Source organism: Bacillus sp. YKCMOAS1 (genome assembly GCF_030268125.1).
GTDB classification, from domain to species: domain Bacteria; phylum Bacillota; class Bacilli; order Bacillales; family Bacillaceae; genus Bacillus; species Bacillus safensis.
Map to the genome: position 1 here is coordinate 34140 of NZ_BSEI01000001.1, position 19338 is coordinate 53477.

The 19338-nt window shown below is 40.6% G+C and carries 20 protein-coding genes and 2 pseudogenes; 5 read left to right on the forward strand and 17 right to left on the reverse strand.

The window, feature by feature from the left end; translation table 11 throughout:
* Positions 1-2: 2 nt before the first annotated feature.
* From QSJ46_RS00235 to QSJ46_RS00245, 3 genes are read right to left on the reverse strand one after another with little or no spacing between them, the layout of a single operon-like run.
* Positions 3-242, reverse strand: a complete 240-nt coding sequence (locus QSJ46_RS00235) for a hypothetical protein (protein WP_107163135.1) — start codon at positions 240-242, stop codon at positions 3-5.
* Positions 220-372 (reverse strand): hypothetical protein, encoded by a 153-nt coding sequence (locus QSJ46_RS00240; RefSeq protein WP_181286102.1) that lies wholly within the window; start codon positions 370-372, stop codon positions 220-222. The genes QSJ46_RS00235 and QSJ46_RS00240 overlap by 23 nt, the downstream gene beginning before the upstream one ends.
* Complete coding sequence (locus QSJ46_RS00245) at positions 369-632, reverse strand: helix-turn-helix transcriptional regulator (RefSeq protein ID WP_047203975.1); 264 nt, start codon at positions 630-632, stop codon at positions 369-371. The genes QSJ46_RS00240 and QSJ46_RS00245 overlap by 4 nt, the downstream gene beginning before the upstream one ends.
* A gap of 159 nt (positions 633-791) precedes the next feature.
* On the opposite strand from QSJ46_RS00245, the gene QSJ46_RS00250 reads away from it, so the two are divergent.
* The 3 genes from QSJ46_RS00250 (at position 792) to bioB (ending at position 2905) form a co-directional block, all read left to right on the forward strand.
* Positions 792-1169 (forward strand): helix-turn-helix domain-containing protein, encoded by a 378-nt coding sequence (locus QSJ46_RS00250; RefSeq protein ID WP_269773574.1) that lies wholly within the window; start codon positions 792-794, stop codon positions 1167-1169.
* Positions 1170-1406: 237 nt separating this feature from the next.
* Positions 1407-1757, forward strand: coding sequence for a hypothetical protein (locus tag QSJ46_RS00255; RefSeq protein ID WP_047203973.1), 351 nt, complete (start codon positions 1407-1409; stop codon positions 1755-1757).
* 152 nt (positions 1758-1909) lie between these two features.
* A complete protein-coding gene (bioB, locus tag QSJ46_RS00260) occupies positions 1910-2905 on the forward strand; it encodes a biotin synthase BioB (RefSeq protein WP_047203972.1) in 996 nt (331 codons plus the stop codon).
* Between the two features lie 34 nt (positions 2906-2939).
* On the opposite strand, the gene QSJ46_RS00265 is transcribed toward bioB, so the two are convergent.
* The 4 genes from QSJ46_RS00265 to QSJ46_RS00280 all read right to left on the reverse strand — a co-directional run bounded on the left by QSJ46_RS00265 (position 2940) and on the right by QSJ46_RS00280 (position 6345).
* Complete coding sequence (locus tag QSJ46_RS00265; RefSeq protein WP_024423274.1) at positions 2940-3413, reverse strand: hypothetical protein; 474 nt, start codon at positions 3411-3413, stop codon at positions 2940-2942.
* Positions 3414-3784: 371 nt separating this feature from the next.
* Positions 3785-4618: an undecaprenyl-diphosphate phosphatase gene (locus QSJ46_RS00270; protein ID WP_039183288.1), complete on the reverse strand. Its 834-nt coding sequence runs from the start codon at positions 4616-4618 to the stop codon at positions 3785-3787.
* A gap of 127 nt (positions 4619-4745) precedes the next feature.
* Complete coding sequence (locus QSJ46_RS00275) at positions 4746-5888, reverse strand: AI-2E family transporter (RefSeq protein WP_041088540.1); 1143 nt, start codon at positions 5886-5888, stop codon at positions 4746-4748.
* Positions 5889-5961: 73 nt separating this feature from the next.
* A complete protein-coding gene (locus tag QSJ46_RS00280) occupies positions 5962-6345 on the reverse strand; it encodes a DoxX family protein (RefSeq protein ID WP_047203971.1) in 384 nt (127 codons plus the stop codon).
* Between the two features lie 197 nt (positions 6346-6542).
* Between QSJ46_RS00280 and QSJ46_RS00285 the strand changes: the two genes are divergently transcribed.
* On the forward strand, positions 6543-7535 hold the full coding sequence (locus QSJ46_RS00285; RefSeq protein ID WP_285604129.1) for a Gfo/Idh/MocA family protein: 993 nt from the start codon (positions 6543-6545) through the stop codon (positions 7533-7535).
* A gap of 73 nt (positions 7536-7608) precedes the next feature.
* Here QSJ46_RS00285 and QSJ46_RS00290 read toward each other — a convergent pair whose 3' ends face one another.
* The 7 genes and pseudogenes from QSJ46_RS00290 to QSJ46_RS19635 form a co-directional block, all read right to left on the reverse strand.
* A complete protein-coding gene (locus tag QSJ46_RS00290; protein ID WP_285604130.1) occupies positions 7609-8133 on the reverse strand; it encodes a type 1 glutamine amidotransferase domain-containing protein in 525 nt (174 codons plus the stop codon).
* A 90-nt stretch (positions 8134-8223) separates the two neighbouring features.
* On the reverse strand, positions 8224-10212 hold the full coding sequence (locus tag QSJ46_RS00295; protein WP_285604131.1) for a methyl-accepting chemotaxis protein: 1989 nt from the start codon (positions 10210-10212) through the stop codon (positions 8224-8226).
* Positions 10213-10376: 164 nt separating this feature from the next.
* Entirely contained in the window at positions 10377-12353 is a 1977-nt protein-coding gene (locus QSJ46_RS00300; RefSeq protein WP_224929383.1) for a methyl-accepting chemotaxis protein, read from the reverse strand.
* 173 nt (positions 12354-12526) lie between these two features.
* Entirely contained in the window at positions 12527-13477 is a 951-nt protein-coding gene (locus QSJ46_RS19620; RefSeq protein WP_390273529.1) for a methyl-accepting chemotaxis protein, read from the reverse strand.
* A pseudogene (locus QSJ46_RS19625) lies at positions 13472-14518 on the reverse strand (HAMP domain-containing protein); the annotation flags it as partial. The gene QSJ46_RS19620 and the pseudogene QSJ46_RS19625, both read right to left, overlap by 6 nt.
* A gap of 125 nt (positions 14519-14643) precedes the next feature.
* Positions 14644-15594 (reverse strand): methyl-accepting chemotaxis protein, encoded by a 951-nt coding sequence (locus QSJ46_RS19630; RefSeq protein WP_390892038.1) that lies wholly within the window; start codon positions 15592-15594, stop codon positions 14644-14646.
* A pseudogene (locus tag QSJ46_RS19635) lies at positions 15586-16716 on the reverse strand (cache domain-containing protein); the annotation flags it as partial. The pseudogene QSJ46_RS19635 and the gene QSJ46_RS19630, both read right to left, overlap by 9 nt.
* A 100-nt stretch (positions 16717-16816) precedes the next feature.
* Here QSJ46_RS19635 and QSJ46_RS00315 point away from each other — a divergent pair.
* Entirely contained in the window at positions 16817-17557 is a 741-nt protein-coding gene (locus QSJ46_RS00315) for a protein-glutamine gamma-glutamyltransferase (protein ID WP_034282523.1), read from the forward strand.
* 21 nt (positions 17558-17578) lie between these two features.
* On the opposite strand, the gene QSJ46_RS00320 is transcribed toward QSJ46_RS00315, so the two are convergent.
* Genes QSJ46_RS00320 through QSJ46_RS00330 form a run of 3 tightly spaced genes read right to left on the reverse strand, consistent with a single transcriptional unit; the run spans position 17579 to position 19301 of the window.
* Positions 17579-17827, reverse strand: coding sequence for a hypothetical protein (locus QSJ46_RS00320; protein WP_047203931.1), 249 nt, complete (start codon positions 17825-17827; stop codon positions 17579-17581).
* A 24-nt stretch (positions 17828-17851) separates the two neighbouring features.
* Complete coding sequence (locus QSJ46_RS00325) at positions 17852-18883, reverse strand: NAD(P)H-dependent flavin oxidoreductase (RefSeq protein ID WP_047203930.1); 1032 nt, start codon at positions 18881-18883, stop codon at positions 17852-17854.
* A gap of 16 nt (positions 18884-18899) precedes the next feature.
* Entirely contained in the window at positions 18900-19301 is a 402-nt protein-coding gene (locus QSJ46_RS00330) for a secondary thiamine-phosphate synthase enzyme YjbQ (protein WP_039181060.1), read from the reverse strand.
* Positions 19302-19338: the final 37 nt, after the last annotated feature.

The following is a 19338-nucleotide window of genomic DNA, read 5'->3' on the forward strand; positions in this document are numbered from 1 at the left end:
TTTTACTCGCTTTGAGCAAGCATTTCAAAAATGTCATGATTTGCTTCCATCGTTTCACGTCGCCCTGATTCCTCCTTTTTTGTCATCGACTTAGCTTTCAGGAGGGTCATATATGTCTCTTTCTCTTCTGCTGTGGCAAAAACAAACATCGGTTTCTGTTGATAAAAGGCGATCCAGCCGCCAGCTTGGTCTAAACAAAGCTGCGCTTCTTTTCTAGCATCAAACATCAACTGATGTCTCATCTTCTTCAGATCCCTCCAAACTGTCCTCAATTTCTGTTTGGTATCCATATCGTTTCATGTCATATGACCAGTAGCTTTTTGGATAACCAAAGTCACTCATCTGTGTCACCATTGGATGTTCAATATTCATTCTGCTCGTCTCCCCTTTTCTAAGAACTGATCTCCTTCTAGAGAATTACTCTTTTTGTGTAACTTTTGACCAAAAAAAAGCTCTTGAACACCGGTATTCAGCAGATCTGCAATATGCTTTGCTATTTCTAAGCTTGGCTTCGTTCTGCCCATTTCTATATTCGCATAGCCACTTGTGTACTTATAACCTAATTTTTTCGCCATATAGGTTTGTGTTTTTCCTTGCAACATGCGCTCTTCTCGTAAATTTTCAAGTTTCATCTTTCCACCTCTTACTCAATATGTGTAAGTTATATTCATTATGATAATATACACAAAACGAGTAAGTCAACCACATTTTTATTCTTTTTGTGTATTTATTTATCTTTTCCGTGTAATTCATGATAAAATTTACTCATAACATGAAAAAAGGTGTTTCTGATGGATAATTTGACTGGGAAGATTTTAACTGAATTAAGAGAGAAGCATGGATGGAGCAAGTCAACAGTTGCTAAAAAACTCGGATTAAAGGCGATGTCCACTTATGCAAACTGGGAATATGGCTTGAGAAAGCCCGACGGTGAAATGATTGTGAAAATTGCTGAGTTATATGGGGTCTCAACCGATTATCTTCTCACAGGTAAGGACAAAGGCAGACACGATGATGATCTTGCAGACGATCCTGATTTGCAAATTGCGTTTAAAGCCGCCTCAGATTTTTCCGAAGAAGCACGAAGACAAACCATCGATTTTATTAACTACATTAGAGAGAAAGAGAAGAAAAATGGCCGTCAGCCAAAACAGCAAGACGACCATTGATCACTCTTTCATCTGCTTTACATTGCTGGGGTAAACCCAGCTTTTTTTATACCTCTTTTTTCCCTTAAAAAAGAAAGAGCATATGAATAAAAAATCATGTGTTTTTTTTATATCATGTCTTTCCCGACATAATATGTGACAATTTTCACCATAATTACTCTTTTTCCACATATTTAAATTGACATATAATTCTATTAATATTAATATATGTATATACCAAAAAAAGGAGTGTTACCGATGAAAAAATTCATGAAAATCTGTACATTGTCTTTAGCTGCTTTAGGTGCTCTTACGTTCTCTCAAACTGAAGGTGCTCATGCAGCTGCACAGCCAAAAGAACCAGTCATAGCAAAAGCTCCTATTATGAATAAAGTAATTACAGTGAACCGTACGCTTTCTGTAGGTTCTTCAATCGCCGTCTCTCTTCCAGCCAGCCAAATTTCTGTGTCGGGTGCAACGTATGCGATTCAATTGGATCAAACGGCTCCAAACTTCACTTGGATTCGTGCCGTACAACGCGGTTCAGTAACCGTTTCTTACTATAATTCACAAGGTGAGCTTGTCATTAACTATATTACGGTTCGATAAGTAATCTAGCTTTACATATCTGAAGGCGATGACATGGAGTCATCGCCTTTTGGTGTTTAAAGTTGATTTCATCTGATTCGTGATTGCCAATACCTCTCTAATATGTTAACTTTTAATGAAAATAAGTTAACATATTAAAGGAGGCATTAATGATGAAAGAGCAACTGTCTTTGTCTTGGGCAGCTATAGCGGAGAAGGCCATGAAAAATGAACCGATCACGGTGCAAGAGGGTTTAGACATTCTTGAAGCTGACGATAGTGAATTGTTACCTATTATGCATGCAGCCTATCAAGTACGATTTCATTTTTTTCAAAAAAAGGTGAAATTAAATATGATTTTTAACGCAAAAAGTGGATATTGCCCTGAGAACTGTGGATATTGTTCACAGTCGATGATTTCAAAAGCACCGGTTGAAAGATATACAATGCTTGATCAAAAAACCATTGTGGCAGGGGCGCGTGAGGCTCTCAAAAGAAAAGCCGGGACTTATTGTATTGTGGCAAGCGGGAGAGCGCCTTCTCATAGGGAATTAGATGAAGTTACAGCAGCAGTAAAGGAAATCACTGAAACGATGCCTTTGAAGGTGTGTGCCTGTCTTGGGTTATTAAATCAAGACAAAGCGAAGCGGCTGAAGGAAGCAGGTGTTCATCGGTATAATCACAATATCAATACACATCATGAACATCATGCTCACATTACGACAACCCATACATACGATGACCGCGTGTCGACCATTGAGCAGGTCAAACAGTCTGGCATGTCACCATGCTCAGGGGTCATTATTGGAATGGGTGAAACCAATCAGCAAATCGTTGAAATGGCTTTTGCGCTTAGAGCACTAGATGCGGACTCAATTCCAGTCAACTTTCTTCATGCCATTGAAGGAACACCGCTTGAGCATCAAGAACGGACACATCCGATCAAAGCATTGAAAGTGCTGGCAATGATGAGATTTGTCAATCCAACAAAGGAAATTCGGGTATCCGGAGGCAGAGAGTTTAATTTACGGACACTCCAGCCACTCGCACTTTATGCGGCAAATTCGATTTTCGTTGGTGATTATTTAACAACAAAAGGCCAGCAAGTTCAAACGGATCATCACATCATTGAAGATTTAGGGTTTGAAATAGAAGAATGTGCGTTATAAAAAAGTCTGCCGATTCACCGGCAGACTTCTAAGATTAGAATCTTTTATGAAAATCGACAGTTCCGCTTCCATCTTCTCGGTCAAAGCTGCCAACAAACGTCCAGTTAATATATCCACCGTCACCATTGTTGACAAACGTACCATCTTCAAATACCCAAATACCAAACGTAATACCGTCATATTCAACACTATCATAGTAGACAACATTGTTCAGACCGCTAAAGTCGTGATCTTGGCTTAAATTTTGGACAACTACGTTGTAGTTTTGACCTGCTTCATAGAACGCACTGTATGCCGCGTTTTTTACGAATCCATCACGATTTTGAGATGATTTTACTGCTTGTTCAATTTTATCGGCAATGGCTACTGGATCAATTGAGACACTTCCATCAACACCTGTTGTTGTAGCAGCTTCAGCCGTTTGACCAAAAGTCGTAAGAGATAGAGGGGCAGCAATCATTGACGTAGCGATGACAGAACCAACAAACATTTTACTTGTTTTTCTCATTATTTCTAACTCCTCCTTTAATTGGTATGTTTATGTACTACCCCTTTCTCTATCTCTTAAACACTAATTTATGAAAAAAATTCTTATTCTACCAATTAAGAGGGTGTTTTTACTGTTTAATTAGGCGAAATAACAAAAAACTACTCTTTATAAAAGAGTAGTTTCAGATTGTTGACAAAGGGCGAAAATGATCTTAATTTTAGCCCTTTGTCTTCTTTTCAGCGTGATAGAAAACCTTTGCAGTCTAGGAGGGACGAGCACCGGAGCGGAGCGAATTTGACATTCGTGAGCACCGGAGCGCAGACCTGACAACGAATGCGAGGGTTTGTCTACACGCTGAAACTACTCTTATAAAAGAGTAGTTTACAGTATTACATGAACAGGATAAATAAAATCACACCTAGGATAATTCGGTATATCGCAAAAGGCACCAGTTTGATTTTATTGATCAGTTTTAGGAAGAATCGAACAACAAAGAGAGCCACAACAAACGCACTCACAAAGCCGACGATAAAGAATGGCAGCATGTCTGTTGTTAAATATTCGGCATTTTTCACAAGGGTTAACAAGCTTGCTCCCGCCATAATCGGCATCGCCATGATAAATGTAAAGTCTGCCGCAGCACGGTGATTCAAACCAAGAATAACCCCGCCTGCGATCGTCGAACCTGAGCGCGAGAAGCCTGGCCATAATGCCAAACATTGAAACAGTCCAATATAAAGCGCCTGTCTGTACGTCATGTTATCGACAGAGCTTGTTTCTGTTTTCCGTTTATTGATCCAGTCAGCGACAAGCATCAGCACTGCCCCTAAAATCAAACCGACAGCGACCGTTCTGACGTCAAATAAGTATTTATCAATATAATCTTCAAATAAGAATCCTAAAATGACGGCTGGAACAAGTCCAACAGCAATTTGGGCGATGGTCAGCTTATGCCCGCTACGCTTTTGTTCTTCGGTGATATTTTTCTTTAACCCCAATAAGTTTAAAATACGATCTTTAAACACGATCATGACCGCTAAAATAGAGCCTAACTGAATCACGACTTTAAATGTGTTAGCCGCTTCTGGTGTAATAATTTCCTTTGATTTTAGCCAAAGATCATCGACAATGATCATGTGACCTGTAGATGAAACAGGTGCGTACTCTGTTAATCCTTCGACAATTCCTAAAACCAGTGCCACGAATAAATCCCATAGATTCATGATTTTCTTTCCTTTCAATTCTGATCTTTTGAACACGCCAAACATCTATGTCCACATAAAGACAAGCTTCCTTTATCGAAAGCTCGTCTTTATGATACTATATTTTTTTCAAAAAAAGATTATGACATCAAACCTTTTCTTCTTTATACAAATTGGATCGCATTTTGAACCAATCAAACAAGTGGGTTGTGATAACCTTCAGAACGGCATACGTCGGAATAGCGACAATAATGCCGATTACGCTGAATAATTTACCAGCTGTTAATAGAACAAAAATAATCGTAATTGGGTGAATATGAAGGTTTTTTCCCATCACCTGAGGAGAAATAAATTTCCCTTCAATGAGCTGAACAACTGTCCAAACAATGATAAGTTTTAACAGCATCACTGGAGATGTCACAAGGGCAATCACAATCGCTGGTGTAATCGCAATTGTTGGACCAAGGTAAGGCACTACGCTTGTACATGCCGCAATGATAGCGAGCAGCAGCGCATAGTCAAGTCCAATGATCATATAACCGATTAACAGAAGAACACCGATGCAGAAGCTGACAATAATCTGTCCGCGAATATACGAGCTCAGACGGTGGTTCATTTCGTGAAGCACGATATGTGTATGTTCTCTCATTTTATTTGGAATGAATTTCAAGAAATAGTCAGGCAGCTTTTTGCCGTCTTTTAATAGATAAAACAGAATGAACGGCACCGTCACGATCGAGATGATAACTTCTGTGAGCGCCCCTAAGAATGTTCCTACACCAGTAAAGGTGCTTTCCAAAATCTTCGTCGCTTGACTAGATGCTTTACTTACCAATTCAGACACGTTAAAGTTCATCGTTTTTTGCACTTGATTAATAAAGTTACTTCCTGTTAATTGTCTAATTTGATCTTCTACCGTATCGACGTATTTCGGAAGATTATGAAATAGACTCATGGTTTGAGCTTGTAAAAAAGGAATAATAGACACGATGGTCACTGTAATAATCCCAATAATGACAATATATAAAAGCAAAATGGAATAGATCCGCTTGATTCTTGCTTTCTCTAACAAGTTGACAATTGGATTTAATAAATAATACACAACCCCCGTTAAAATAATCGGTAAGGCAATGGTTTTGACGAGTACAATGAGCGGTGTGAAAATAAATGATGTTTTCATGAAAACAAGGATATTCAATCCGATTAATAACAGGACGAGTAAAAAGAGAACAAACTTGTTATCAAGAAAAAATTTTCTAAATCGACTGCTCCACATTTGCATAGAATTCATATTGTTCCTCCAAACACGGGCTATTTTATGAGTAAATTGTACACTACTTGATCATGATATGGTGGTTATTGTTTCAGCTTTTTTCCCATTTTGCAATAGACATCGCCCATACAATGAGAATCGGCTGTCCAATAAGTCTTATCCATAGCAAAGCTTGTTCTGTCTTTTCTTGACCTGGAAATGGTATTCCCTCACGTGCAGCAAATAAGTTTGCCGGGAAAATGAGTACAAGATAGACAGCAATGGATTTTGCCGCTGCAATCCTGACATTTGGCAAAAGCAGCAGCACGGCCAGCAGCCATTCAATACATGCAGTCACATAGACCATTACATATGGAAATGGCCAGCCTGGCATCATGCGAGCAAAGCCGCCTGGCTCTATTACATGAAAAATACCAGCCGCTATGAATAAAAGCGCAAAGGTGTATGTACTTCCTATATGCAGGACGCGCTTCATGTTTCCTCCTCTCCCTTCTATCCTGAGTATTACCCGAAGAAGGAAGAAACTACCCACTTTTCGTACATTTATATCCTTTATGTAAGACGCATCAGCCTATATAAAGGTTTCATCCGCTTTTCAATAAAAAGAATATTCTTTCATACAAACGCTTTCAAAGCATGTATAATCAGAGGAAAGCAGAAGGAGGGAATAACATGATTCGATTTGCTGTCATCGGAACGAACTGGATTACAGATCGGTTCTTACAAGCTGGTGAAGGAATCGCTGATTTTACATGTACAGCCGTCTATTCACGATCCGCTGAAAAAGGACAGGCCTTTGCCGAAAAATACGGAATTGAGACGGTTTTTACGAACTTACAACAAATGGCGGAAAGTGATGCGTTCGATGCCGTGTATATTGCGAGTCCAAATGCCCTTCATAAAGAGCAAGCCATGTTGATGATGGAGCATCAAAAGCATGTTTTATGCGAAAAACCATTCGCCTCTCATCGAAAAGAAGTGGAAGAAATGATTGCCGCAGCGAAAAAACATCAAGTGTGTTTGATGGAAGCGATGAAAACGACATTTCTGCCAAACTTTCTGCAAATCAAACAGCACCTTGATCAGCTTGGACCTATCAGGCAAGTGGTCGCGCATTACTGTAAATATTCCTCAAGATACGATGCCTATCGAAATGGCGAGCTTCCAAATGCCTTTAAGCCGGAGTTATCCAATGGTTCTTTAATGGATATCGGGGTGTACCTCGTTTACCCAGTCATATCCTTATTTGGTCTGCCGAATCAAATCACCGCGAGAGGCTATAAGCTTCCTTCTGGTGTGGATGGGAATGGTTCAGTCCTTTTACAGTATGACGGGCATCAAGCACTTCTTTTTCATTCTAAAATTTCAACGTCTCATTTATCGGCTGAAATTCAAGGCGAGGATGCCACGATGGTGATTGATCAATTCCACCGGCCTTCACGAATCACGATACATGACCGTGACGGACATCAAACTGACATCTCACTCAAAGATGATCAGCCAGCTATGTCTTATGAAATCAATCATTTTATTGAATGTATTCAGCAGGGAATGGGGCAGTCGCCAGTCAATACATTTGCGCTATCTGTTCAAACCATGTCCGTCATGGACGAAGCGAGAAGACAAATGAGCGTAATGTATCCTGCCGACAGACAAAATGTATAGGGAATGAAATGATGAAAAAAGGGCGAATTATTTTTGGATTCGCCCTTTGTTTTTTACGTTTCATGTCAGGCGCTTATTTTGCCGCTAACACATCCGCAAATGCTTTCACATACGGCGGAAGATCTGGTGGACGTCTGCTGGAGATGAGGTGGCCATCTGTGACCACTGCCTCATCGAACCAGTCCGCACCAGCATTTGTCATATCATCTTTAATACCAGGTGTACTTGTCACTTGTCTGCCTTTCAAGATTCCTGCTGAAATCAGCACCCAGCCGGCATGGCAAATCTGCCCGATTGGTTTTTCCTTCGCATCAAATGTACGGACGATCTCTAATACTTCTGGATAGCGGCGCAGTTTATCAGGCGCCCATCCGCCAGGGACTAGCACAGCATCATAATCATCAGCTTGGATGGAATAAAAATCTGCATCAGATACCGCCGGCACACCATACTTCCCGATGTACTCATGATTTGCTTTTTCACCTACAAGATGGACAGTCGCCCCTTCTTCTCTTAAACGCAGAACCGGATACCATAGCTCTAAATCTTCAAAATCATCACTGACAAACGCAATGACCTTCTTATCTAATAAACGCATACTATCTCTCCTCTTTTTTCAATTTCCTCTATTGTACGAGATGATCTCTTAAAAAGAAAAGCGGTTCCCCTCGAGGAGAACCACTTGACCTTATTCACTGATCTTGAATTTTTTAATTAAATCGCGTAATTCTTCCGCCATTTGGGAAAGAGTCGTGGATGAAGAACTAATCTCCTCCATCGAAGCAAGCTGTTCTTCTGCTGAAGCTGCGATATCTTGGATGCTTGCTGAACTCTCTCTTGATACATCTGCAATTTCATTTACTGCTTTAGAAATTTGCTCAGAACCTTTCGACAGGTCGCGCACTGTTGTATTCATTTCATTCATTCTTGCTGCAATTTCCGCTGTTTGCTCATTTATTTGTGAGAAGCTTTCTTTCGTTTGATCTGTAATAGTAAGACCGTTCTTTACTTCTTCATTCACTGCTTTGAACATATTTTGAGATGTTTCAATTTCAGAGACGATTTCATTCACAAGCTTTTCAATCTCTTTTGCTGAATCTGATGATTGAACCGCTAGTTTACGCACTTCTTCCGCAACAACAGAGAAGCCTCTGCCTGACTCGCCTGCACGTGCTGCTTCAATAGCGGCGTTTAGTGCAAGTAAATTCGTTTGATCCGCTATGCCGTTAATCACGCCTAGGATGTTTGTGATATCTTTTGATTTATGCTCTAGTCCGTTGATCACGCCTTCAGCTTCTTTCACTGAATGGTCAATCGTCTTCATTTGGCCGACAGTTTGCTCCACAAGCTGACCGCCTGTTTCTGCAACTGTTTTTGATTGAACAGATGACGATGTGATGACATCAGACGTTTCGGCAACTTCGTTCAGTCCTTCATTCATTTGTTTTAAATGAACTGCGCTTTGCTCCACCATTTCACTTTGATTTTCATTGCCGTTTGAGAATGTTTCAATAGACGATGTAATATGTTCGGTTGCTTTTGTTGTTTGACCTGCACTTGCCGTCAATTCTTCAGATGATGAAGCGACATTTTCAACAGATGTTTGTACAGCTTGAATGACATCTCTTAGAGACTCACTCATTTCATTAAAGCTTGTGCCAAGCTGTCCAATTTCATCTTGTGATCGGACATCAATTTTTTCTGTCAAATCTCCCTGACTGATCTTCTTCGAAGAAGAGACAAGAGTGGAAAGTGGTTTTGTAATGGAACGGATGATAAAGAAGATCAGAATTCCGCCAATAATAAGCGCGCCGGCTAAAATGATGGCGGCCATATTAAAGACTGGCTGTGCCGCATCTTCTACTTCACTGACAAACATCGTCCCGACAATCTTCCAGCCAGTCGCCTTGTTTGTCGTGAACTCCATTTGCTTTTCTTTCCCTTCAAACATATAACTCATAGATCCGTTATCTTGTGAGTACATTTTTTCTAACCATTCACCAGATAATTTCGTTCCTGCTTTTTTCTTTGGATGTGCCACATATGTGCGGTCCGGACTTCCAATAAAGGCATAGCCTTGTTTCCCAATATTAATGCTATTGGACTCTTTTACTAGATTCGCAATGTCTAGGTTCATCGCAATAACGCCTGATCCATCCTCTAGTTTTTTAGAGATTGTGACCACAAGCGTACCGGTCGAAGCCGTTGCATATGGTGCTGAAACAGACAGCTCACCGTTTTTCGCCCAGCCGTCTTTATACCAATCCCGCTCAGTTGCGACATAACCTGCAGGCATTTTTTGATTAGGATATCTTGAAAACACTTTGCCGTCACTTGAAGCGACAAAAATGCCTTCTGTGTCATCATTCATACTCATAAACTGCTCAAAGCGTCCTTGAATTTCGGTCGTTCCTTTTTGCTTGAGCTTTTTCTCCGTGATCCATTTGCTAAAGAAATCGGCTGCGTCTGTTTTCACTTTTACAACCTTCGTAATATTTTTATCTAGCTGCTCTACATTTTCCTTTGCGCTTTGCATAATTTGATCATTTAAGGAGGTGCTTGCCGTATGATATGAAGAGAATGCCAATACGATGATTGGGCATAAAAGAATAAATAAGAAAGAGAATACGAGCTTTTTTGATATAGATGGCTTTCTGAAATACTGTATGAATTTCATAAAAAAGAAAACTCCTTTTACTAAGATAGTATATATATCGGAAGTACTACTAGGTTCTTTACTTTTTTAACTTATTAAAGTCTAATTAAGTCCAAATTACCCAATTTATATGCATTGAATGGAAAAACACCTGACGTTTTGGCGTCAGGTGTTTCGCTACTCTCTTACATTTTAAATTGTTTAATGAGCTCTCTTAGTTCTTCTGCCATCTGAGATAAAGTGGCAGAGGAAGAACTGATCTCTTCCATAGATGCAAGCTGTTCTTCTGCTGAAGCTGCGATATCTTGGAAGCCTGCTGAGCTTTCTCTTGAGAGCTCTTTGATTTGATTCACCGCATGAGAAATATCATTTGAGCCATGCGATAGCTCTTTGGCTGATCCGTTCATTTGTTTCATTTGTTCTGTCATTTCTGATGTTTTATCAGTGATTTTCTCAAAACTCACTTTTGTTTCATCTGTAATGTTTAATCCAGACTGTACTTCACCTGCTACTTGTTTAAACATTTTCTGCGATTTTTCTATTTCCTCCACAATTTCGTTCGTCAGGCTTTCAATTTCTTTTGAAGAGCTTCCTGACTGCTCTGCCAGCTTGCGGACTTCTTCTGCGACAACAGAGAAACCTCTGCCTGCTTCACCTGCTCGTGCAGCTTCGATCGCAGCATTTAAAGCAAGGAGATTCGTTTGATCCGCAATACCGTTGATGACCCCCAGAATATTTGTAATATCCTTTGATTTCTGCTCTAAACCTGCAATGACAAGCTCTGCTTCTTTTACTGCCTGCTCAATGGTTTGCATTTGACCTGCTGTTTTTTGAACGAGTTCTCCTCCAGCCTGAGCGGTTTTGCTCGATTCGATCGACGATTCCATCATATGAGAGGTCGTGTCGACCATATGCGATAGGCTGCGATCCATTTCGTTTAACTGGACTGAGCTTTTTTCGATCATATCATTTTGATGTTCAGTGCTGTTTGAGAACTGTTCAATAGAGGATGTGATATGCTCGGTCGCTTGAGCTGTCTGTCCTGCACTTGCCGTTAACTCTTCAGACGAAGCAGCCACATTTTCAATCGAATTTTGAACAGCTTGAATGACTTGTTTCAGCTTTGCTGACATGTCGTTAAAGCTTTGTGCTAGTTTACCAATTTCATCGTGCGTACGAACTTCAATATGCTGGGTCAAATCACCTTGACTGATTTTCTCAGCCGATTCAGAGAGCTCTATCAGTGGCTTTCGAATCGATTTAATAATAAAATAAACCGCGATTCCGCCAATGACAATCGCAGCCGCAAGGATGATCATTGTTAAGTCGAGCACTGGCTGTGCGGCTTCTTTTACTTCATTCACATACATCGTTCCAGCAAGCTTCCAGCCTGTTGCTTCATTTGTGTCAAAAAACATTTGCTTCGGCTGGCCATTGTATTCATATTCAAAGCTGCCTTGTTTTTTATCATACAATTTCGAGATAAAGTCACCAGTCAGCTTTGTCCCAGCCTTATCGGTTTTATGGGCAACATAACGCTGATCTGAGGTGGCGATAAACGCATAGCCTTCTTGGCCAATTTTGATGCTGTTTGTATCTTTTATAACCGTATTTAATCGTACATTTACCCCGATCACACCAGATCCATCTGCTAATTGTTCTGATATTGTGATGAGCAGGTCATCAGATGACTTACTTGTAAAAGGATCTGAAATAATGAGTTTCTTATCTCCCATCGATTGCTGAAACCATGGTTCATTTTTTGCGCTCTTTGCATTATCTTTGTGTATCTCGGAATATTCAGTTAGTTTACCATTTTGATCTGCAACAAATACTTCTACTACATCGTCATCTGTTTCCGATAATTGCTCTAATTTCACTTTGAGTAAATCTTTGTTTTTAGCAGCCAATTCACTCTTTTTGACCGATTTGGATAAGTATGAAACAATGTCAATTTTAGGCTGTATATCTTTATTAATGAGTTCGTTTAATTGTTGAACACCATTTGCAGCGCTAGACATAATCTCATCATTGAGAGACTTTGATGCCACTTCATAAGAAAATGCGGCCAATACGAGGATTGGCACTAGGAGAATCGCTAAGAATGCAGTAATTAATTTCTTCGACATCGTAAAGTGCTTAAAAAAGTTGATTTTTTTCATTTCTCTACTCCTTTTGATTTATGATTTGTGGTCTTTCTCTTCTATTCTTAGGTAATATGAATTATTTTTCAAGGAATAATGTTCAAAAAACCCAAAAAATAAGTACAATTACCCGTTTCTTTTGATTCATTCAATGAAAAAGAGCCTCTAACTGGAGGCTCTTTTCTTCATGTCTATTCAACCTTAAATTTGCTAATTAAATCGCGTAATTCTTCTGCCATCGAAGAGAGTGTGGCAGAGGATGAGCTGATTTCTTCCATTGATGCCAGCTGTTCTTCTGCTGAAGCAGCAATGTCTTGAATATTTGCTGAGCTTTCACGTGATACGTCTGCGATCTCACGAACAGCCTCCGACACATGTGCAGAGCCTTTTGAAAGCTGGACAACGGTTTGATTCATTGTTTGAAGCTGGTTAGAAATTTCTTTTGTCATTTCGAAAATATTGTGGAAGCTTACTCTCGTTTGTTCGGTGAAGCTTAGGCCTGATTGAACTTCTCGATTCACCGTAGTGAATACTTCCTGGGATACGTCGATGTCTTGCACGATTTCTTTGATCAAATTCTCAATTTCTTTTGCCGAGTTGGCAGATTGAACCGCCAGTTTTCTTACTTCTTCTGCTACAACGGAGAATCCTCTGCCAGATTCACCAGCTCTTGCTGCCTCAATTGCTGCATTTAGTGCAAGTAAATTCGTTTGATCAGCAATTCCATTGATGACACCGAGAATTTGGGTAATGTCTTTAGATTTATTTTCAAGCGCACTGATGACGTTCTCTGCTTTTTTCACGGACTGATCAATGACATTCATTTGAGAAGCCGTTTTTTCAACAAGCTGGCCGCCTTCTCCTGCGATATCTGTTGATTTGATCGATGAAGCCGTAATAGATTCAGCCGATTCATTCATATTTTGAAGACCACGGTTCATCTCCTCTAACTCGACTGAGCTCAATTCGACTTTATCATTTTGGCTTTCATTTCCGCTGGAGAATTGTTCAATGGCTAGTGTAATATGCTCAGTTGCTTTACTTGTCTGTCCTGCACTGGCAGTCAGTTCTTCTGATGAAGATGCGACATTTTCGACTGAAGTTTGAACGGCTCCAATGAGGGATCTCAATGAATCAATCATCGTATTAAAGCCTTTACCAACTTGTCCAATTTCGTCATCTGACTGGATCTGAAGTTTATCGCGCAAATCACCATCGCTGACTTTTTTCGAGAAGCGGGCAAGATTGGATAATCTTTTTGAAATAGAGCGGACGATAAAGAAAATGAGGGTTCCTGCTACAACGAGTGTGATACTGAATACGATAATGGCTGTATTGAAAACGGGCTTTGCCGCTTCTTCTACTTCAGATACGAGCATCGTTCCACCAATTTTCCAGCCGGTTAATTCATTGGTGACATATGCAACCTTTTTATCTGTTCCTTTGAGGGTATAGCTGCCGCTTCCTTCTTTGTTTTTATAAATAATACTGGCCAGATTCTCATTGACCTGACTTCCTGACTTTTGGGTTGGATCTGCTAAAACCGTTTGATCTTTCTCCATCATGAAAGCATAGCCTTTTTGCCCAATTTTGATTTCTTTTAGTTTTTGGAGCAGGCTGTCAATTTCCATATCAAGACCAATGACACCTGAACCATCTTTCGTTTTTTGGGCAATTGTGATCACCATTTTGCCTGTGGATGCTGCTACATATGGTTTTGTGATGACTTGTTTGCCGTTTTCTGCTTTCAATGCCTCTTGATACCAAGGACGTTCTCTTGGATCGTAGCCATCCGGCATCTTTTGAACTGGGTACTGCATAAACAATCCCTTTTCAGAGCCTGCATAGATCGCAGAAACATCTTTTTCATTAATTTTTCCAAATTGCTGTAGTTCTTTAATGGTCGCATTTCTATTTTTTTCTTGAAGATTAGACGCTTTGAGTGAATCTGAGAACAGTGTCACAGCATCTGATTTGTTTCCAATATTCTCATTGATTAAGGTATCAAATGCATTGACCTGACTCATCGCACTGCCCATAATCTGTTTGTCTAGCTCTGTCTTTGATGTAAAAAACGCACTAATTGTCAGTGCCACGGTCGGCAGGATAAGGACTACCAAGAAGGCAATGATTAATTTTTTTGAAATGGATGGTTTTTTGAACCATTGGATCATTTTTCCCATTTTAACTTTCCCCCTTTACTTCTCTAAAGTTAATATCGGATGAAAGGTGTATTTTTAGAGACTGGAAATGACGTTTAAAAATAAAAAAAATACCCAGACAATTCTGGATATTTTTTCATCACTATTTAATTAATTTTAAATTGACTTGTGAGCTCTTTCAGCTCCTCTGCCATGTTGGCAAGTGTTACAGAAGAAGACGTGATTTCTTCCATAGATGCTAGCTGCTCTTCTGCTGAAGCCGCAATGTCCTGAATGTTTGCTGCGCTTTCTCTTGAGACTTGGCGCATTTCCTGCATCGCTTGTGAAACAAGCTTTGAACCGCTCGATAGGTCAATGGCTGTATCGTTTAATTGCGACAGTTTTTTCGACATTCCTTCTGCCGCCTCATAAATGTGCTGGAAGCTTTCTTTAGCTTCTTCTGTCATACCGAGCCCTGCGTTTACTTCTCGATTGACTGCTTTGAACATATCTTGAGATTTAGCAATTTCTAACACAATTTCTTGGATAAGCTTCTCAATTTCTTTCGCTGAATCTGCGGATTGGACAGCTAGTTTTCGCACTTCTTCGGCAACGACGGAGAAGCCGCGTCCTGATTCACCTGCTCTTGCTGCTTCAATTGCTGCATTAAGCGCAAGTAAGTTTGTTTGATCCGCAATGCCATTAATGACATTTAAAATACTCGTAATATCTTTAGACTTGTATTCTAATTCTTTCATGACCTGTTCTGCTTCTTGTACGGATGTATCAATATGTTTCATTTGGCTCGCTGTGCTTTCAACAATTCGCCCGCCTTGACCAGCCGCCTCTGTTGATTGAAGTGAGACAGCAGCCACTTCAGATGAGGTTTGTGACATATCTTGTAATCCTTCGTTCATTGCCACAAGCTGATTCGTACTAGATTCGACTTTCTCGTTTTGTGCTTCATTTCCATTTGAAAATTGTTCAATCGACATCGTGATATGCTCTGTTGCTTGACTCGTTTGGCTCGCACTTGCCGTCAGCTCTTCTGAAGCCGAAGCCACATTGTCGACAGACTGCTGTACAGCACGAATGACTTCACGAAGAGATTCACTCATTTTGCTAAAGCTTCTTGTGAGGTCTCCTATCTCATCCTTCGATTTCGTTTCGAGGGTTTCTGTTAAATCCCCATCGCTCACCTTTTCTGAGAAATCAACAAGCCTTCTCAGTCCAATTGTGATCGAGCGAACGATAAAGAAGATAGCGACACCGCCAAGGATAAATGAAGAAATTAAAAGAATAATGGCAGAATTCCAAACTGGCTGTGCTGCTTCTTCTGTTTCTGAGACAAACATCGTTCCAGCAATTTTCCAACCTGTTAAATCATTCGTAACAAAAACGAGACGCTTTTGTTCTCCTTTATTCTCATAAGTTGATGTTCCTTCTTTGCCGCTGTAAAGGATAGATGAAATATTTTCTGTGACCTTAGATCCTGATTTTTCTTCTGGATGGGCTACAATTTGTTTGTTTTTATTTGCAATAATTGGATATCCTTCTCGTCCAATTTTAATATCTTTTATTTTATTTACAATGTCTTGCACATCAATATCGATTCCGATGACTCCCGACCCATCCTTCAGGCGCTGAGCAATCGTGACAACCATGCCGTTTGTTTTGGAAGAGCCCTTTCCGTTTGTTGTGGCAGAAATGTATGGATTGGAGACAACAGGCTCACCTTTTTCATCCTGCATCGCTAGTTGATACCAATCACGTGTTGTTGGATCATAGCCTTTTGGTATGTCTACTTTAGGAAACTGAATGAAATCACGATTTTTACTTGCTGCATAAAAACCTACTACATCATCTTCATTGATTTTGCTGTATATCTCAAAATGCTCATACAGTTCGTCCTGGTTTTTCTTTTTAAAGTCTGCAGCAGTAGATGTTTCAGCAAAGAGTTTCACCGCTTTTTCCTTATTCGAAAGCTTTTGCTCGATCATGTCATTCAGTTCATTAACTCTTGCATTTGCTCCGTACATGATTTCATGATCTAGTTCTTCTTTGGCAATCTGATATGAAATCGTACTGAGTGTAATAATGGGCAAGACGAGAACAAGTGTGAATGAAATAATCAATCTTTTAGAAATCGATGGTTTTTTCAACCATTTTATTACACTTTTCATGTTTTTCCTCCTTTTAAACGTTATTTTATATATCGGACGGCTTGATATTATTTTCATGTTTTTCAAATAAAAAGGATGACTTTTTGTTTATTTTCACAAATTGATTCCTTGCCCAAGCACCCTGCATACGCTAATACTAAAGGGGGGCGCTTTTCATATGATTATCCTTTCAGGACAGCCAGTGACAAATGAGCAGCTGGCATCGTTTCAGCTAGAAGGACAAAAGCGGATCATTTTGATGCAGTTACAGGCCTCAAATGATACGTTCCGCTATAGGCAAGCATCTGATTTGTTATTTGAGGTCACTTTAAGATCGAACATTATGAATGCTGCAAGAGATTTGAATAAGAGTGGTGCCTCATTTGCCATCTTTCAAAGGTCTCGTGCAAATGATGCGTTTTGGCGTGTATCGGAAGCAGGAGCACTAGAGCTGCGCTATCAAGTGGAGCCATCTAGAGGCATTAAAGACATTTTTGAAAATGGTTCAAAATATGCATTTGAATGTGCAACGGCGATTGTCATTGTGTTTTATATGGGAGTCTTGCAAACAGTAGGCGAGGAGAAGTTTAATCGAAGACTTCGCAGTTTAACACTGTATGACTGGCACTATGATACTTTGTCAATTTATACAGAGCGCGGAAATGATTTTATCTATGGGGATTGCTTATATTTCGAAAATCCAGAGTTTAGCTATCAGCAGTCGCAATGGCGCGGGGAAAATGTGATTTACTTAGGAGAAGATCAATATTACGGTCATGGGCTTGGAATTTTAACAGCAGCAGAAATTATCGACAAACTGAATAAGAGAAGACGGCCAGGTGCAGTTCAATCCGCTTATTTATTACCGCAGACTACCCGGATGGATGTGATTTATCTCAGGCAAATGTTTGGCAGCTGAAAAAAGCCTCTTGTCTATTGGTTATGACAAGGGGCTTTTGTATGCCTTGCGTTTACGATAATTTGGGAGTGTGCCAAGCAACGTGTTCGCAAGGATCTCCATTTCTTCTAAATCTTTTCTTGTGACCGGTGGATCGTGCCTGCTCCACTTCACGTATCGAACAAAATAGTAGTGACGAATGGGCGTAAGGACGGCAGGAGAATGAGGGAAATCATCAAACCAGAATTCAATCTGACCTTTTTTTCGGTAGGAATGTTTTAAGATGTCCATCCTGTCACACCACCCGTCATGATTTTATATCTGCGTCAGTTCGTGCATGATGTCTTCAACGGTTAAAATCGAGTGAATACGTCCAACGCCCTGTCCTGCCCACAGAGCCATTTGTTCAGGGTTACCGCCGGCAGCGGCTGCTTTTCGCATCGGTGTTGTCCATACATGCTGAACCGGATAAGGAAGAACCCTATCTTCATGCAGGCTTTCATCCTCCATCCACTGATTCACAATGCCTCTCGCTCTTTTCCCAGAAAAAAGCCTTGTCACCCTTGTTTCACTGCCTTCTGCCTGTAAAATGGCCTTCTTGTATACCTCTGCCGCAGCACTTTCCTGGCTGGCTAAAAACCTTGTGCCGATTTGAACCGCATCTGCTCCAAGCGCCAGCACTGCTTTCACACCTGCTCGGTCCGTGATACCTCCGGCGGCAATCAATGGCACGCGGCAGAGCGGTTTGACATCAGAGATCAGACTGATCAGTCCCAGCAGTGCGTCTCCTTTTGCATGTAAAAATGTGCCGCGATGCCCCCCTGCTTCACTTCCTTGCAGAACAATAGCATCCATTCCTTTTTCCTCTAAAAGCAGTGCTTCCTCTTTTGTTGTGGCCGTTCCGATTAAAAAGATTCCCTTTTGTTTTAAGCGGTGAATCGTTTGTTCTTTTGGACAGGCAAATGTAAAGGAAACAATCGGAACGTCTTCTTCCAGAAGAATGTTGATTTTTTGTTCAAAATCATCCCACAATTCTTCTTCGCTTGGCATCCTATCTGCTGACGGGCGTGCAGGCAGTCTCTTTTCCCAAAATGCCACATCCTCTTTTTTCACTTCTGGAATTGACTCTGGTACAAACACATTGACCTGAAACAGGCGAGATGTCAGTTGTTTGACCTGTCTAATCTGCTGTCTTAAATGGTCAGGCTGCACATATCCACTTGCCAGGCTGCCAAGCCCTCCGTATTCCGAAACAGCGGCTGCCAGCTGCGGTGTCACAGCTCCTCCTGCCATTGGCGCTTGGATGATTCCATGTTCAATCTGCAGTAACTTTTTGATATCCCCCATTTACTTCCCCCATCTCTTACTCGTTTGACGACACTTGTACATAAAAATGACGATGTCTCGGCCCATCAAACTCACAGAAATAGATTCCCTGCCAAGTGCCAAGTACAAGATCTCCATCATGAATGAGAACATGCTGAGACGCCCCCATATAACTCGCTTTCATATGTGCTGCCGTATTTCCTTCCATATGGCGGTCCTTTGGATGTTCCCACGGGAAGACTTCATCAAGCCGGCGAAGCATATCCCGTTTCACATCTGGATCCGCATTTTCATTAATGGTGATCCCTGCTGTTGTATGTGGACAATAGACGATGACAGTTCCGTTTTGTATGCCTGTTTCCCTGACATATTGGAGAACCTCGTGTGTGACATCGATCATGTCATCGCGTCTGTCTGTTTGTACATTGATTTTTTTCATATGAGCTGCCCCTTTTTGACGTTTCTATAAATTCATA

Coding starts and splice junctions, on each gene's coding strand:
- QSJ46_RS00250 (WP_269773574.1), top strand. CDS start 792: ATGGATAATTTGACTGGGAAGATTTTAACTGAATTAAGAGAGAAGCAT.
- QSJ46_RS00265 (WP_024423274.1), bottom strand. CDS start 3,413: ATGAGAAAAACAAGTAAAATGTTTGTTGGTTCTGTCATCGCTACGTCA.
- QSJ46_RS00245 (WP_047203975.1), bottom strand. CDS start 632: ATGAAACTTGAAAATTTACGAGAAGAGCGCATGTTGCAAGGAAAAACA.
- QSJ46_RS00290 (WP_285604130.1), bottom strand. CDS start 8,133: ATGCGTTTATTAGATAAGAAGGTCATTGCGTTTGTCAGTGATGATTTT.
- QSJ46_RS19620 (WP_390273529.1), bottom strand. CDS start 13,477: ATGATTGATTCATTGAGATCCCTCATTGGAGCCGTTCAAACTTCAGTC.
- QSJ46_RS00280 (WP_047203971.1), bottom strand. CDS start 6,345: ATGAAGCGCGTCCTGCATATAGGAAGTACATACACCTTTGCGCTTTTA.
- QSJ46_RS00300 (WP_224929383.1), bottom strand. CDS start 12,353: ATGAAAAAAATCAACTTTTTTAAGCACTTTACGATGTCGAAGAAATTA.
- QSJ46_RS00315 (WP_034282523.1), top strand. CDS start 16,817: ATGATTATCCTTTCAGGACAGCCAGTGACAAATGAGCAGCTGGCATCG.
- bioB (WP_047203972.1), top strand. CDS start 1,910: ATGAAAGAGCAACTGTCTTTGTCTTGGGCAGCTATAGCGGAGAAGGCC.
- QSJ46_RS00275 (WP_041088540.1), bottom strand. CDS start 5,888: ATGAATTCTATGCAAATGTGGAGCAGTCGATTTAGAAAATTTTTTCTT.
- QSJ46_RS00240 (WP_181286102.1), bottom strand. CDS start 372: ATGAATATTGAACATCCAATGGTGACACAGATGAGTGACTTTGGTTAT.
- QSJ46_RS00295 (WP_285604131.1), bottom strand. CDS start 10,212: ATGAAATTCATACAGTATTTCAGAAAGCCATCTATATCAAAAAAGCTC.
- QSJ46_RS19630 (WP_390892038.1), bottom strand. CDS start 15,594: ATGAGTGAATCTCTTCGTGAAGTCATTCGTGCTGTACAGCAGTCTGTC.
- QSJ46_RS00255 (WP_047203973.1), top strand. CDS start 1,407: ATGAAAAAATTCATGAAAATCTGTACATTGTCTTTAGCTGCTTTAGGT.
- QSJ46_RS00235 (WP_107163135.1), bottom strand. CDS start 242: ATGAGACATCAGTTGATGTTTGATGCTAGAAAAGAAGCGCAGCTTTGT.
- QSJ46_RS00285 (WP_285604129.1), top strand. CDS start 6,543: ATGATTCGATTTGCTGTCATCGGAACGAACTGGATTACAGATCGGTTC.
- QSJ46_RS00325 (WP_047203930.1), bottom strand. CDS start 18,883: ATGGGGGATATCAAAAAGTTACTGCAGATTGAACATGGAATCATCCAA.
- QSJ46_RS00270 (WP_039183288.1), bottom strand. CDS start 4,618: ATGAATCTATGGGATTTATTCGTGGCACTGGTTTTAGGAATTGTCGAA.
- QSJ46_RS00320 (WP_047203931.1), bottom strand. CDS start 17,827: ATGGACATCTTAAAACATTCCTACCGAAAAAAAGGTCAGATTGAATTC.
- QSJ46_RS00330 (WP_039181060.1), bottom strand. CDS start 19,301: ATGAAAAAAATCAATGTACAAACAGACAGACGCGATGACATGATCGAT.